Origin of the sequence: Paenibacillus radicis (ex Xue et al. 2023) (assembly GCF_024722015.1) — a bacterium.
Taxonomy (GTDB): domain Bacteria; phylum Bacillota; class Bacilli; order Paenibacillales; family NBRC-103111; genus Paenibacillus_S.
Genome location: NZ_JANQBD010000035.1, coordinates 1 through 15,287, shown reverse-complemented (window position 1 = coordinate 15,287; position 15,287 = coordinate 1). Strand labels below are relative to the sequence as shown.

General features: G+C 47.3%; 14 protein-coding genes and 1 riboswitch. Of the genes, 8 read left to right on the top strand and 6 right to left on the bottom strand.

Annotated features, from left to right (window positions below):
- Positions 1-71 precede the first annotated feature (71 nt).
- The 3 genes from NV381_RS33000 to NV381_RS32990 all read right to left on the bottom strand — a co-directional run bounded on the left by NV381_RS33000 (position 72) and on the right by NV381_RS32990 (position 3,374).
- A complete protein-coding gene (locus NV381_RS33000) occupies positions 72-1,727 on the bottom strand; it encodes a HAMP domain-containing sensor histidine kinase (protein ID WP_258217562.1) in 1,656 nt (551 codons plus the stop codon).
- On the bottom strand, positions 1,724-2,422 hold the full coding sequence (locus NV381_RS32995; protein ID WP_258217561.1) for a response regulator transcription factor: 699 nt from the start codon (positions 2,420-2,422) through the stop codon (positions 1,724-1,726). Before NV381_RS32995 ends, NV381_RS33000 begins: the two co-directional genes overlap by 4 nt.
- 166 nt (positions 2,423-2,588) lie before the next feature.
- Positions 2,589-3,374 (bottom strand): hypothetical protein, encoded by a 786-nt coding sequence (locus NV381_RS32990; RefSeq protein WP_258217560.1) that lies wholly within the window; start codon positions 3,372-3,374, stop codon positions 2,589-2,591.
- A gap of 262 nt (positions 3,375-3,636) precedes the next feature.
- On the opposite strand from NV381_RS32990, the gene NV381_RS32985 reads away from it, so the two are divergent.
- The 3 genes from NV381_RS32985 (at position 3,637) to NV381_RS32975 (ending at position 6,699) form a co-directional block, all read left to right on the top strand.
- Entirely contained in the window at positions 3,637-4,344 is a 708-nt protein-coding gene (locus NV381_RS32985) for a 3D domain-containing protein (RefSeq protein WP_258217559.1), read from the top strand.
- Positions 4,345-4,672: 328 nt separating this feature from the next.
- Positions 4,673-6,325, top strand: coding sequence for a glutamine--tRNA ligase/YqeY domain fusion protein (locus NV381_RS32980; protein ID WP_258217610.1), 1,653 nt, complete (start codon positions 4,673-4,675; stop codon positions 6,323-6,325).
- A 203-nt stretch (positions 6,326-6,528) separates the two neighbouring features.
- Complete coding sequence (locus tag NV381_RS32975) at positions 6,529-6,699, top strand: hypothetical protein (protein ID WP_258217558.1); 171 nt, start codon at positions 6,529-6,531, stop codon at positions 6,697-6,699.
- Between the two features lie 135 nt (positions 6,700-6,834).
- Here the strand turns inward: NV381_RS32975 and NV381_RS32970 are convergent, their stop codons facing one another.
- Positions 6,835-7,257: a DUF3995 domain-containing protein gene (locus NV381_RS32970; RefSeq protein WP_258217557.1), complete on the bottom strand. Its 423-nt coding sequence runs from the start codon at positions 7,255-7,257 to the stop codon at positions 6,835-6,837.
- Positions 7,258-7,536: 279 nt separating this feature from the next.
- Between NV381_RS32970 and NV381_RS32965 the strand changes: the two genes are divergently transcribed.
- The 3 genes from NV381_RS32965 to NV381_RS32955 all read left to right on the top strand — a co-directional run bounded on the left by NV381_RS32965 (position 7,537) and on the right by NV381_RS32955 (position 10,009).
- Positions 7,537-8,073 carry a helix-turn-helix domain-containing protein gene (locus tag NV381_RS32965; RefSeq protein WP_258217556.1) on the top strand — a complete coding sequence of 179 codons (537 nt, stop codon included), beginning with the start codon at positions 7,537-7,539 and terminating at the stop codon, positions 8,071-8,073.
- Between the two features lie 665 nt (positions 8,074-8,738).
- Positions 8,739-9,143: a DoxX family protein gene (locus tag NV381_RS32960; RefSeq protein ID WP_258217555.1), complete on the top strand. Its 405-nt coding sequence runs from the start codon at positions 8,739-8,741 to the stop codon at positions 9,141-9,143.
- A gap of 89 nt (positions 9,144-9,232) precedes the next feature.
- Positions 9,233-10,009 (top strand): DODA-type extradiol aromatic ring-opening family dioxygenase, encoded by a 777-nt coding sequence (locus tag NV381_RS32955; RefSeq protein ID WP_258217554.1) that lies wholly within the window; start codon positions 9,233-9,235, stop codon positions 10,007-10,009.
- Between the two features lie 74 nt (positions 10,010-10,083).
- On the opposite strand, the gene NV381_RS32950 is transcribed toward NV381_RS32955, so the two are convergent.
- Both NV381_RS32950 and NV381_RS32945 read right to left on the bottom strand, forming a co-directional pair.
- A complete protein-coding gene (locus NV381_RS32950) occupies positions 10,084-10,686 on the bottom strand; it encodes a DJ-1/PfpI family protein (protein ID WP_258217553.1) in 603 nt (200 codons plus the stop codon).
- Positions 10,687-10,778: 92 nt separating this feature from the next.
- Positions 10,779-10,858, bottom strand: a riboswitch (ZMP/ZTP riboswitch).
- Between the two features lie 109 nt (positions 10,859-10,967).
- On the bottom strand, positions 10,968-12,098 hold the full coding sequence (locus tag NV381_RS32945) for a CdaR family transcriptional regulator (protein ID WP_258217552.1): 1,131 nt from the start codon (positions 12,096-12,098) through the stop codon (positions 10,968-10,970).
- Positions 12,099-12,275: 177 nt separating this feature from the next.
- On the opposite strand from NV381_RS32945, the gene NV381_RS32940 reads away from it, so the two are divergent.
- Entirely contained in the window at positions 12,276-13,436 is a 1,161-nt protein-coding gene (locus NV381_RS32940) for a glycerate kinase (RefSeq protein WP_258217551.1), read from the top strand.
- Between the two features lie 20 nt (positions 13,437-13,456).
- On the top strand, positions 13,457-14,719 hold the full coding sequence (gene larA, locus NV381_RS32935; protein ID WP_258217550.1) for a nickel-dependent lactate racemase: 1,263 nt from the start codon (positions 13,457-13,459) through the stop codon (positions 14,717-14,719).
- Positions 14,720-15,287 lie beyond the last annotated feature (568 nt).

Sequence of the window (15,287 nt, the reverse complement as noted above, 5' to 3'; positions counted from 1 at the left end):
GAAGCTAGAAAATAAACAGAAGGACCACTACTCCATTCGAGTACGTGGTCCTTCTGTTTAGGGTCTAATCCTTATTTGCCAACATTCTCAAGCTTATCGAAGTGAGGTGCAATAATGAATCCCGCGCCTTCGCTCTCATTACTAACTCTAATCTTGGCTTGATGAGCTTCCAGAATTTGCTTGGCGATAGCTAAGCCTAGCCCAAACTGACCATCCGGCCCGGTCTGGAACTGGTCGAACAGGCTGGCCTTCAGCGCTTCTTCAATCGGCGGCCCATCATTCCACAATCGAATCTCTGTATTCCCAGACGCAGCTGCCTGGTCTGTATCCTGTAATCCGTTAGCTCCTTCTTCAGAGGGGTTTAGCGTAATAGAGATTTTCGCTTTGGCATATCTGAGCTGATTATCAAGTACGTTCTCGATAGCAACCCCCCATTGCTCCGCATCCCCCTCAACCTCCAGCACTGGCAGCTCAACCTCCCAATCGAGCTCCGGCCGACGATAACGCAGCCGTTCAACACAATCGCCAATAACAACGGACAGGTCAAAAGTGAATACCTTTCTTTCCCGTGCCGATAAATAATTCAGCTTATTCAAGTAAAGCAGATCGTGAATTCGTTTTTCCAGCCGTGTCGCTTCACTTTTGATGGTCTCAACACTATTTGCAATAGTCCCTTTTGGATAAATACCATCAAGAATCGATTGCGCGTAGCTGTGAATAACCATGACCGGTGTTTTGAGCTCATGGGAAATATTTTGCAGGAAAAACTGCTGTGATTTATCCTGTCTAACCAACCGTTCACGCATCGCTTCAAAGGCCAGTGCAAGCCGCCCCATCTCATCCTTGCGATTGAGTACAAACGGCTCATGCCAATCCCGCTTCGCAATCCTTCCTACCTGCTGCTCCATCAGCACAAGGGGGCGGGACAAGTAACGGGAAAGCCACAGGCAAGGAATCCAGCTAACGACAATAAGAACCATCATGAGCAGTATCAAGCGTTGGAACATCGTCATGACCAGATCGTTACGATAATTGCCCCAGGCATACGAAACCATAAACCCCGGTTGCCCCTGCAGCTCCTCTTTGCGGATAACGTAAAACATCGTACGGTCATCAATATTGCGATAGTAGGTCTGAACGGCATCCAACTGCAGCTCCGCATCCTGCTCAATAGCTTCAGCAAACGGGATGGGAACCGTCGTTTCCGTGTTGCTAAATAAACCGCCGTTCAGCATAACCATATGTTGAATGCCAGGTCCTGCAGGCGGTTTAAGGGTCATGGTGAACGGCTGCCCGGCAGTTCGGATTACCCTCATCACCATGCTAGGTTCCGAAGCTGTTTCAGAAGGAAGCTCATCCATCCGTTCATTTGTTGTCTCTGCATAGTGCATTACGCTGCTGGCTTCCGTTTTTGGCCCAGCAGGCATCGAGTCAACGCGGAGTGATGCCATAGTTTTCGTTCTCTGTAGAACCTGCTGGTCATTTGGCAAGTCCTTAGGAACGATATTGACAGCGCCTATACTTTCTACAGGTCTGGCCGCCGTAATCGATACAGACTTCATCTCACTAGGCACCGTCCGCTGCGAATCGAGCAATAAATCGTAAATTTGCTCGGTAAAGAACCCCTTTAAAGTCCAAGGCAGCAAAAAAGCAAGCATTGCAAACAAACACAGGGTGATCGCTGTGATGACGAGCCATATTTTGAGGGCTAGCGGCACATTTTTCATAGCTTCAACACCATCCTATACCCATAGCCATACACGGTTTCCAGTCGGAGATGAGGCATTTTCTTGCGCAGCCGTCTGACCAGATCGTCAACTACGCGGTCCGAGCCATAATAATCATCCCCCCATACTGAATCCAGCACTTGCCCGCGTTCCATAAGCTGCCCTGCATGAACAGCAAAGTAAACCAACAGGTCGAACTCCTTGGAAGTCAGCTCAAGCTCGCGATTCTCTTGTTCATCCAGCACCCTTCTCTCCTGCTCGTCGATTCGGTACGGGGGCAGCATACGAGTCGTATGTAAACTGGAAGAATCAACGGATAGTTCATGACGATCCGTATAAATGCGCTCCAACAGCTTCCGTGTCCTAATCACCAGCTCGCGCGGCAGGAACGGTTTAGCCAAATAGTCATCGCTACCGAGCTCCAAGCCTACAACCCGGTCTATGTCAGCATCGCGGGCAGATATGAAAATAACCGGCAGCCTCTCCTGATCAGCCTTAATTTCCCTGATCAGCTGGTAGCCATCCACCCCCGGAAGCATAATGTCCAGAATCCACAAATGAGGGCGATTTCTTATCGCCTTGCGAGCTTCTCCACCGTCAACAAAGGCCTCTACTTCCCAGCCCTCATTACGTAAATAAGAAGCCAGCACCTGATTTAAATTCGGTTCATCCTCTACCAAATAAATACGATACACGTTGCTCTCCCCCTTACCTGTCGCTCCAAGGATAATCATTACTTCATTATCAAGGACGAACGTTGTTGTCACAATTGAGCGAAGTAAAGTATAACCGCACATACTTTCTATTCAACCATGGAAAAAAAGACGCAACTGTTACGTCACGTCCTTATTATCAAATTGCCTACTTCTCTTGCTTTTGTTGCTTCTCTTGTTGCTTCTCTTGTTGCTTCTCTTTAATTTGCTCTAACGCTTTAGTCATCTCTGCAGTCTTCTCTTTATAGTCGATCAACAGCTTGGGAAGCAATTCCTTGATTGCTGCGCTATCATCAGCTTCCACCGCTTTGGCGAAATCCGATTGCAGCTTGAGTTCAGGTGGAGCCTCTGATTCTTTTGTATTAATTATATCATCCGAAACTACTGCTTCCAATGGAAAAATTGACCCGGGAGCCCCTTCCACGCCTTCGGCGTTAGTTGTTTTATTCACTCGAATGGTGAATAGCTTTTTCCCTTCCTCCCCCTCAACCGGAGACATGGTTACCGTACCATTCTCCACGCCCTCTGTTAGGGAAGGTACTGCATCCTTGTCCAGCTTTTGAATCGACACAGCATTGGTCATCTTGATTGCGCGGGTCGCAGCCATCTTAGGGAATTGCTCCTCAACCTTCTTACGGCCTTCGAATGCCGCTAACCAAGCCGCTTCATCCCCAGGGGTGTAGGCCTTTGCCAGCAATTGCAAATACTTACGCTCATTGGCTTCACTCTGCAGCAGTCCGGAATGGCCCAGCCGATACATGAACATACTCTTCTGGTTCCCATTCGGCAAACTCGTTGTCACACTGGCAGCCTCAGTTGCCTGTACCTTTGTAAAATTGCCTGCGGCTTCTTCAGCCGAGGCACCTCCAACAAGACCTAAAGTTAGTGAAAACATTAATGTACCTGCGGTTACATAATGCCATGCTTTTTTCATTTTAAATGGCTCCTTTTCGATTGAAGTAGTGTAAGGACTTGCCTCTCACAACTTCATCCTATCAAAACAATGCGGGAGCAATATCGCAACTTTATGGGAAATTATGTGGCTGGCCCCAACCTATCTATAACGGTTTATCTCAAATATGTTGGGTAAATAGTAGATTGACAGGTTTACAACCATGCAAATCCGGCAAATCTAGTAAAAGAACTCTATTAATGACTCTATTATTACGATTTGAAAAAGGAGGATTTGAGATTATATGCTGCAATTAAGGTTCATTTTCATACTTACTGTTCTACTTGTTTTTATGTCAGGTACGGCCTTGCAAGCTTTCGCTTACTATTATGATGAGGATATGTACGACATAAATGAGCTTGCTTATGGACCGATCTACTGCCCCTGCTCTATTCCTGAACCGGATCCCGTCCCGGAGGAACCCGAAGTTGTCGTTCCGAAACCTTTGAATTATCAGGTCAATGCCGGGGATACGCTGTATAAAATTGCAAAGGACTTCAATGTTTCATTGTCCTCCCTGCTTGCTTTAAACGATATTGCAGACCCGAAACGGCTAACAATAGGTCAGCAGCTGCAAATTCCCGACTCGGAGGCGGCCATTCCATTGCCGGACGGGCAGCGGAAAACGATCAAAAGAGTACTAAGCTCCACACTTACCGCTTACACCGCAGGTATTGAATCAACCGGAAAAACAGCTTCCCATCCTCAATATGGAATCACCTATAGCGGCAGTAAAGCGGAGGAGGGAAGAACTATTGCAGTTGATCCCTCCATTATCCCTATCGGAACAACGGTTTACATTGATGGGGTCGGCATTCGTAAGGCGGAGGATACGGGCTCAGCTGTCCGAGGCTCGCGAATCGATGTTTTTATGGATGATGTTGGACAAGCACTCAATTTTGGCGTCAAAAGAAATGTGAAGGTATATGTACTATCCGCTGAAAACGCATAGCAGGTCAAGAACGACACTTGCCCCATGAAGCTTGGCATGTTGTTCAGCGGCAGCAGTAAGGATTGGAAAAGGAAGCCGACTTATTTGGGCAGCAAAGCTATCCAAAAAGATCGGGAGCGGGAAGAACAATAACGCTTTAAGAGCTGCTCTGGCAGCTCTTTTTTTGTACCGGCTTCCCATCATTCGCCAAAAAAATCATAGATTCAGAGAAGCAACCATTATATTTCACGGCGTTTTTGTGTATTATATGATAATAAACTATTACGCGAGGATAAAGTATAAAGCAAAGCTTATACTTTCTTAATCTACAGAAGAAAGGTTGATTGTGTTGGAGAACCCGTCTGCATCATCTAATTTTATCAAAAACATTGTTATTGAAGATTTAAATTCCGGCAAAGTCGATCATATCGTCACCCGCTTCCCTCCTGAACCTAACGGCTATTTGCATATTGGGCATGCCAAAGCAATCTGCATTAATTTCGAGTTAGCTGACGAATTCAAGGGCCGGGCTCATCTTCGTTTCGATGATACGAACCCTGTGAAAGAAGATATCGAATATGTTGAATCTATCAAAGAGGACATCCGCTGGCTCGGCTTCGAGTGGGATGCTCTGTTCTATGCTTCGGATTATTTCGAAGAGATGTACGATCGTGCTGTGCTGCTGATCAAGAAAGGCAAAGCCTACATCGACGATCAATCTGCTGAAGAAATCCGCATTACCCGCGGAACCTTAACGCAGCCAGGTCAGGACAGTCCTCACCGGAACCGCAGCGTTGAAGAAAATTTGGATCTGTTCAAGCGGATGCGGAGCGGTGAGTTTAAAGACGGTGAACGGATACTGCGCGCGAAAATCGATATGGCATCTCCGAACATCAATTTACGTGATCCTGCACTTTACCGTATTTCCCATACCCACCATCATAATACCGGTGATAAATGGTGTATTTACCCGATGTACACATTTGCCCACCCACTTGAGGACGCGATCGAAGGAGTTACCCACTCTCTCTGTTCGTTGGAATTTGAGGACCAACGTCCTTTTTACGATTGGGTCATCGAAGAATGCGAAATGTCTAACCAGCCGAAGCAATACGAGTTTGCACGGCTTAACATAACCAATACGGTCATGAGCAAACGATTTCTGAAGCAGCTTGTGGATGAGAATATCGTAGACGGTTGGGATGATCCTCGGATGCCGACCATCTCCGGCTTGCGCCGCAAAGGCTTCACTCCTGAATCGATCCGTACTTTCGTTCGTGAGGCTGGAGTTACTCGCAGCAACAGCATTGTTGATGAGAGAATGCTGGAGCATTTTATCCGCGAGGACTTGAAGCTGAAAGCGCCGCGGACCATGGCTGTGCTGCGCCCACTGAAGGTTGTCATTACGAATTATCCGGAAGGTCAGGTCGAGCAATTGGATGCCGAGATTAATCCAGAGAATCCGGAAATGGGCAACCGCCAAATTTCGTTCTCACGTGAAATTTATATTGAGCAGGATGACTTTATGGAGAACCCTCCGAACAAATACTTTAGGTTGTTCCCCGGCAACGAGGTCCGCTTGAAGAATGCTTATTTCATCAAGTGCAATGACTTCATCAAGGATGCGGAAGGCAATGTAATAGAGCTTCATTGTACCTATGATCCGGAAACAAAGAGCGGCAGCGGCTTTACCGGACGCAAGGTCAAAGGAACGATCCATTGGGTGGAAGCTACGCAGGCAATCCCTGCTGAATTCCGTCTATATGAACCGCTCATTATGGATGACGCTAAGGAAGAAGGAGATTCGTTCCTCGACCGGATTAACCCTAACTCCCTGGAAGTTATCAGCGGCTATGTGGAGCCTAATATGAAGGATGCTAAGCCTCATGATAAGCTGCAATTTTTCCGCCATGGCTATTTTAATGTCGACCCAAAATATACATCTGCTAATAAACATGTTTACAATCGTGTTGTATCTTTGAAAAGCTCGTTCGAAATCTAATTTCTACGCTGCAACAGCTTTATTCAGCAAAGAGAAAAGACAGCCGTTTCCCTTCTTTGGGAGCTGCTGTCTTTTTTCGCTATGACTATGAAATAGAGCCGATACAGCGATCAGGATAAAATTATTACGCAGGATGGCACATTTCCCTCTGAATCTGCATATAATGTTTTGTTGAGAATATTTTCATATTGGAGGGATTGTTCGTGCTAGCTACAGAGGAACTTTGTGAAAAAGAGCTGGTCATGCATAAACTGCAGGACATGGGGCTCGATCAGATCTCGAATTGGATTAATGAACTGCCGGAAGACAAGTGGAAAGATAAGTTCGTCCTGCATTGGCCAACTTTGGTTAAGGAATGCGGCATTCGGATATAGTTCTGGCTACATAACGGCATGGCTGGCATTGCTATTACCGATTGACCCGGCAATAACTCGTATGCCCTTTTTGCAGCTTAGAGCGTAAAAAAGAAGGCCCTCCATTTGGAGCGGCCTTCTTAATCGTGTGCGCCCCTACAGGGACGCCAAGTACAGCAGCACCGCCAGCAGTAAGCAAAGCGGGCTGTAGAGCTTTGTATCCATAGCGGAGAACCTCGTGCTTTTTACACGTTTAAAAAAACCAAGGTAACGGAAGTCACCGATAGCCCTCAGCAGAAATGCCGCCGCGCAAATCGTGCAGCACCAGCTTGTGACGACATTGGGACCAAAGCCCGGCATCAAGCCGCCTTGAGCCAGAAGCATGATTGAGATCGCAAAGAGAATGACGGCAACGGCAGTCGTTCCCGCTGGCCGCGGCTGGAACAACGGCTCGGTTTCCCCTTCCCTGACCGGTAGCACTCCCTTCGCGCCCCACTTGCCTCCTGCCGCCCAGTAGCAGTGGATCAGAGCAAGCAGCAGCAGTACGCCTGAACCTGCCAAAACTGCAATCATAATCATACGCCGTCCCTCCGACAAAACCTTGATTGGCTGCCCTATACCGGTATCTCTGACGTTTCCATTTGTATATTATAATTATTAAAGCACATTTAGGTGACAGGTGGATACAAAATATCCCCACAAAGTGGGGTCTTGCTTCGAAGTTGATTCAGATACTTTGCGGGGAGCCCCGAAACATATCAATTATATGTAAAAAAAGCATGCTCTGGATTTCCTGCCGCGGTTTCGCTAAGATGGAAGCAAATACGATACATTTTTCAAACAAATGGAGCTGGAATAATGGAAATCGGTGCAACAATAAGAACGATCCGTAAGAAGAAGGGCATTACCATTGGGCAATTATGCGAAGCTACCGGCCTGTCACAAGGTTTTATGAGTCTGGTCGAAAATAATAAAACCTCGCCTTCCTTAGCCACCCTGGATTCAATTGCCGGAGTATTGCAGGTTCCTCTTGCCTTCCTCCTGTTAAAGCAGGAGGAGCGAATGAAGGTAACACGCAAGGAAGAAAGAACCTTTAGCATGTACAAGGACCAATTAAAGGTAGAGCATCTCAGCGAAGAAGGCGGACTTCGAATGCTGCTGATCGAGGTGCCCCCGGGTCTTCCTCCTAGCTTGGAATTAAGCGTCCATGAGGGAGTTGAATGCCATCTGGTTCTAAAGGGAAAGCTGCTCGCAAAGCAAGGGGAGGATGAATATATCCTTGAAGAGGGCGACACCTTCTCCTGGCAATCCTTCGTTCCCCACCAAGTAACCAATATAGGTGAAGAAACGGCCGTGATATTGATCGCCAGCTATAATGAGAGCCGAAAAGGCTGAACTATAAGAAAAGCTTCTGATCGAAGCCCCTTTCAAGGAAGATACATTCGTGTATTTATTGTAGCTTTTCTTGCAATATCAGACTTCTTCAGCTCCGCTGAAAACATATAAGTCTGATATTATAAAAAAGCACCTTGTGGCATCGAGTCGAGTATTGAGTGGAGATCACCAGCAAATGCTTCTACACACCCGCCAGTACAGCTTTCATGTAAGTGAAGCCGCGGGGTTCTACCGGCACCATGCAACGCCATGGCGCGTGCTCGGGGTCCGCGCTTGTTGGAGAGACATTAGAGGAAGTACTTCTTCCTCTAATGTCAGGAAAGCCAAAAAAACAGAGTGATAACGGAAGAATTAATTCCGTTATCACTCTGTTTTTGTTTATAGCGCTCCTATTCGTCCAGTATAACGGAATTCCGACTTCCGCTATCACCTTAGATTAGAGGCAGCTCATGGAATAACGGAACTCGCAGTTCCGCACCTTCCGCACAAAATTTCTTCAGGGCTCATCGCAGCTGCAGTCCAGTTACCCCACCGCCATTAATATTAGTAATATAAATATAAATTATATTTTACATATATTTATATTGACACCAACCCTAACGATGTGATAAATTTTATTTAAAGTAATCAACTTACTATTTTAAAGTTAAATGGAGGAGAAAATAATGAGCTCAGGAAGCAGTATTATTTATACAATTGTACGTATCCTATTAGGTGTTCTGTTTATTGGTCATGGGATTGCTAAATTCCAAATGGGATTAGGCAATACAGCAGAATGGTTCAGTAGCATCGGCTTGCCGGGATTTTTTGCTTATATTGTCGCTTATTTAGAGTTAATTGGCGGTGCCGCGTTACTCGTGGGCTTCGCTACTCGTTATATATCGATCGCGTATGTTCTATTAATGCTGGGGGCTATCATTATCGTGAAGCTTCCAATGGGACTTTTGGGCAACGGCCAGGCTGCTGGCTTTGAATTGGAGCTTGCCTACATGCTGGCAGCGCTTAGCCTTACCGTTGACCCTGTGAAAGGTTGGGGGATCGACCGTATTTTGTCTACACGGAAGGCGTAAGACAGCTACGGCCACTTGTTACATTGAAGTTGACTGTAATTGATTAGTATGAATCGATTTAATCGATATCATGTGAGGAGGCAACAATAATGGGAGCATCTTATTTTATCGGCCACGGATCACCTATGCTCGCTCTTCAAGACATCCCTTACACCCAAGACATTCGTCGGTTGGGAGAACAGCTCGGCAAGCCTGAGGCCGTTATTTTGTTCAGTGCCCACTGGGAGAAAAGAGAGCTATCACTAACCTATACGGATTCAACGTATGAAACGATATACGATTTCGGCGGTTTCCCGGATGCCTTATTCCGAGTGAAATACCCGGCTGTCGGTTCGAAGGAAATTGCTGAGGAAGTTCACGCACTGCTTGAATCCGCTGGAATTGCTTCGCAGTACGATACTACACGCGGCTTGGACCATGGAGCTTGGGTTATATTGAAGCATTTGTTCCCTGAAGCAGATATTCCGGTAATCACATTATCCGTGAATCCATATTTGCCGCCCGCTCAACAGTACAGCATCGGCCAAGCATTAGCAGTGCTCGCTGAACAGCGGAATATCGTCATTATTGGAAGTGGAGCCACGGTTCATAACTTCCGTAAACTAGATTTGCGCGAGCCGGACCGCGTTGACGACTGGGCCAAAGAATTCGATGATTGGATGATTCAGCACATACAAAGCTGGGATACAGTCTCGCTCTTCGACTATGAACGACTTGCTCCCCATGCCCAAGACGCTACTCCGGATCAAGAGCATTTCCTGCCTCTATTCCTGGCCATGGGTGCCGGAGACAAACACCGGAAGCCTGAGTTGATACATCAAAGCTACCAATACAGATCGCTCAGCAATATGATATTGAAATTCTGATGTCTTAGACTACCGCCAAAAGGCGGTAGTCTTTTATGCTCTTAACGGGACCGTCTTCGCTTGCGATACTAGTACTAGTTAGCCTTCTGATTATCAAGGTTATTCAACCTGCCTGTCTCATAATAAGGGTAATCCATATTTTGCTGCACCTTCTTAGCTATTTCAGTATTCGTTAAAGATTCAATTACATACAGCCCTAAGTCAATTGACGCCGATACTCCCCCACCGGTAAAAATATTTCCATCCCTCACCACTCTTTGCTTTACCACCTCAGAACAATACGGTACTAATAGCTCATAGGCTGATGGATTCGTTGTAGCTCTTTTTCCTTTTAGAAACCCAGCCGCACCCAAAAGCAGCGCTCCCGTACAAACGGAAATTTTATATTTTACATCCTGAGCTGTTTGCAGCCAAGCTACGAAATCCTTATCAAATTGTAATTGTCTCGTGGCCATTCCTCCCGGGATAAACAACAAGTCATAAGCAGATAAATCGGGCCGCACATGGTTTATTTTTATTGTCATGCCACGATCGTCCTTAATTTCTTCGGTTGTAGAACAGAGATGCCACGACACATCGTCCATTGCATTTAGCATCTTCAACCACGTAATAGCTTCGAAAAAACCACTAAAATCCAATGTTGTCATCCGATCAAATAGTACAAACGCCATTTTCATTACGAACACCTGACCTCTCGTTTTTTATAAATGTACGTGCTCAAAAATTTGTACTACCTCTAAAACAAAAAAAGCACTTGATCATTGATCAAATACTTTGCCCAGGCGTACGGCCGATTATCGGTGTGCTCCCTCGTGGTTATCCACGTTTACGCCAGTAACCCACCGTTTAGTTGTTAGAAAGATTTTATATGAATTTCCCATTTTTTTCAATATTATTTTATACTGCCTTATTAAAAACATTATTATTAACAAATCAGAGCCCCACTGCATCTGTAAATTCATTCAGCTCGATTCGTTTTTTGCTTCTGTTTATGCTTACGTTCCCAGTCAATCCATAGAGCCATCTGCAGCGCCGCTGCATCCTTGAACACTTGCGGGTCACAGCCCGTAAGCTCCTTAATCCGCTTAAGCCGGTAGATCATCGTATTCCTGTGCACATAGAGCGACTGCGCGGCTTCCTGGATGCTCATGCTGCAATTAAAAAATACCTCAAGCGTCTCAATGAGAGGCTCCGGCAGCTCTCCAAGAAGCCTTTCCACAAATCTGTGTTTGCTGCCCGCATCCGACTGCATAACAATTGCACGAGGCTCGAAACCAGCGTAAGACATCATCTCGTTCTTGCTCCCCCCAAATTGCAACGCAAATTCAGCTTCCCGAAAAGCAGTAGGAATTTCAGTGCGATCCCTCGTCGGCAGAGAATACCCTATGCGAAATGAGATTCCCGAAGAATTCAGCATCTCCTTCAGCCACTCCCTTTTATCCGCCGCTTTCTTCTCGGTAATCCCGTACAGGAGAAGGATGATTTGGTGAACGCCGCCTACGCTTGCCAAAGCCTGCCCCTCGCCCGCTATTTCCTCTATTTTTCTAACAAGCTGTTCGTTATAAGCCATGTCCTGATACGTTTCCAGAATACAGGCATAATAAGAAGGCTTTAATCGAAGGTCCAGCATCTGCAAATGGTCATCGACTCTATCCAAATCCGAATCCATCTTAACCAGCTCTTGCAATATGGCCTCTTTTGCGCGGTTCCGCCATTCTTGCTGGGACGTCAAAATTCTCTGATTGAGCATCAGCTCCGTTGTCATCTTAACGATTTCACCGAATTCCGAAACTTTCTCAGGCAGTCCGGTAATGCCGATAGCTCCAACAATCTGCTCCCGAAACACGATGGGGACATTAATCCCGCACAGACTTCCTTTCCAATGTCCCCGGTTCGCTTCATCAATAACAAGAGGTTTGCCTGTACGAATCGCCTCCAGCGCGCCTTCGTGCCGCTCCCCCAGTCGCTTGCTGTCACCTGAAGCAATTATTTTCCCCTCGATGTCCATCATATTGATATTGCGGTGCAAACGATGCATCGTCTCCCGCACAATGCTCTCGGCTATATCCTTGGTAAGCGTTCTTACCACCCCTATCTTTCATTGTATATTAATATAAAAATATGTATCGACATCACTTTATTTTTGTTTATTATAACCAATTCATTCTGATTTGTCCTCCTATATAATAGCGGTATATGAATACCGCAGTTACAGCGAATTACAGCTGGGCTGCTGAATAAAAAATAGAGGAAGGCGGCGTTCCAATTGAAAATTATCATTGCTCCCGATTCATTTAAAGGCAGCATTAGTGCAGCCGATGCCGCAGCGGCTATTGAGCAGGGCATTAAGCGGTATCTCCCGCAGGCAGATACCGTGAAAGTGCCTGTTGCCGATGGCGGAGAAGGCACGATGGATAGCCTCATCCATGCCGCAGGCGGCAGGAAAGTAGAGGCCGTCGTAACCGGCCCGATCGGTTTGCCCGTTGAAGCAGCCTACGGCCTGATAGGGCAGGAGCAGCGCGTGGCGGTAATAGAGATGGCCAGTGCATCCGGCCTCTATCTCATCACACCCGAGCAGCGCAACCCGCTCATCGCGACCACCTACGGCACGGGCGAGTTGATCAAGCAGGCGCTTGACGCCGGCTGCCGCGAATTCATACTGGCGCTGGGCGGCAGCGCCACCAACGATGGCGGCGCTGGCATGCTGCAAGCGCTCGGAATGCGGCTGCTGGACGCGGCAGGCAGCCCGGTCCGCTCTGGCGGCGGCGCGTTAAGCGAGATCACAGCCATCGACGACAGCGCATGGGATCCGCGTATTGCCGAGTCCCGCTTCCTTATCGCCTCGGACGTGCAAAATCCGTTCATCGGCCCGAAGGGGGCATCCCATGTATATGGCCCACAAAAAGGGGCCACGCCCGACATCGTGCAAGAGCTGGAGCGGAATATGGCCTCCTGGGCCGATACCATTGCGGCAAAAACCGGTATCCGCGTGCATGACCTGCCCGGAGCCGGTGCCGCAGGGGGAATCGGCGGTGCATTTCTTGCCTTCTTCCCCACCTCGATCAAACCCGGCATCGAAGTAGTGATCCACTATTCAGGGCTTCGCGAGCACTTGAAGGGCGCGGATCTGGTGATCACCGGTGAAGGCCAGATCGATTTCCAAACCGCCTTCGGCAAAACGCCGATGGGGATCGCTCTCGAAGCCAAAAAATTGAACATACCGACCATTGCGCTTGCCGGTTCGGTAGGCAAAGGTATTGATTCGCTGCATGACCTCGGTATTACGAGCGTTCACAGCATCGTAAACGGACCGATGACGCTGCAAGAAGCAATGGAGCGGGCAGCCGAGCTGCTGGAGCTGACAGCCGAGCAGGTTGTGCGCACATATGCCCCTGCGGTCCATAAGCAGCATCGTGGCAAAGAGTAACAACAGAAGGAGTGATTTCATTGAAAACAACGCTGTTATATGGAAAGCATGGCTTATCTGTTGAGGTGCCCGATCATGCAGTGCTTGTGGAGCCGCACGACATACCGGGCGTGGCCGATGAGAAGGAGGCCGTCCTTGAGGCACTGCGTCAGCCTATCGCCTCCCCGCCTTTACGGGAGATGGTAAAGGCAACCGATCGGATCGTCATAGTCATAAGCGACATTACGCGGCCAACCCCGAATGATAAGCTGGTTCCATGGATTATTAGCGAGCTCCCTCATGTTCCGCTTGAGCAGATAACGATACTTAACGGAACAGGAACTCACCGGGATCAAACCCACGAGGAATTCGTACAAATGCTGGGTGAGTCAATTGTTGACAAGGTACGGGTAATTAATCATCATTGTCAGGAGCCTGATGAATTGGTTAAGGTTGGCCGGAGCTCGTTCGGCTGTGATGCCTACTTGAACAAAACCTATGTGGAGGCGGATTTCCGTATTGTCACCGGCTTCATTGAGCCGCATTTCTTCGCCGGCTTCTCTGGCGGATGCAAGGGGATTATGCCTGGAATCGCAGGTCTGGAAACGATTATGACATTCCACAATGCGCGGATGATCGGCAATCCTTTGTCCACCTGGGGCAATCTGATCAACAATCCGTTGCAGGAGATGGCCCGTGAAATCAACCTGATGTGCAAGCCCGAATTCATGCTGAACGTCACGCTCAACGGGCAAAAGCAAATCACCGGCGTCTTTGCCGGCGAGCTGTTCGCGGCGCATGCTGAAGGCTGCGCCTATACGAAGCAGCATGCTATGGCTCGCTGCGAGGAAAGGTTCGATGTAGTTATCACATCAAACTCTGGATATCCGCTTGATCAGAACCTGTATCAAGCCGTTAAGGGCATGAGTGCCGCGCATAAAATCGTCAAGCAAGGAGGCGCAATCCTCTGCGCAGCTGAATGCTCTGACGGTATCCCTAATCACGGCAACTATGCAAAAATTCTACAGATGGCCGATACACCCCAGCAGCTGCTGGATATGATCGAGGACCCGAATTTTCAAATGTTCGACCAATGGCAGGTCCAGAAGCAGGCAGTCATTCAAGTGTGGGCCGATGTATATGTGCAATCGAGGCTGACGGATGAGGAAATCAGAAAATCCATGCTGAAGCCTATGAGCAGCATTGAGGAAACATTAAGCGAGCTCCAGAAAATATATGGCGAAGGAATGAGCATAGCCATCCTTCCCCAGGGGCCGCTTACTATTCCCTATGTAGAGGAGTAGCTGGGTCGCAGTGTGTGGATGACTTGGCTGTGGCTATGGACTGTGACTATGATTCTTACTTTGCTCTGACTGTGTGACTATGATTGTTACTTTACTCTGACTTTGACTATGATTGTTACTTTTACTTTGATTGTAGCTATGACGGTTAATTTACTCTGACTGTGACCATGGTTGTTACTTTGCTCTACCTGTGGCTATGATTGTTACTTTTACTCTGACTGTGGCTATGATTGTTACTTTACTCTGATTGTGACTATGATTCTGACTTTTACTCTGATTGTGGCTATGACGGTTACTTTACTCTGACTGAGGCCATGGCTCTGACTGTGGCTATGGTTGTTACTTTACTCTGACTGAGGCTATAATTGTTACTTTTACTCTGACTGTGACTATGATTCTTACTTTTACTCTAACTGTGACCATGGTTAGCGGGAAAACATCCACTAGCGTTGCATCGAAGCTAACACATAAATATTAATTGTATAATTTACTATTTTTGTAATTATATATTATATTTTCATGGACAAAACATAAAAAAATCTCCAGTGTAGAGATGTAGGGACTTTAT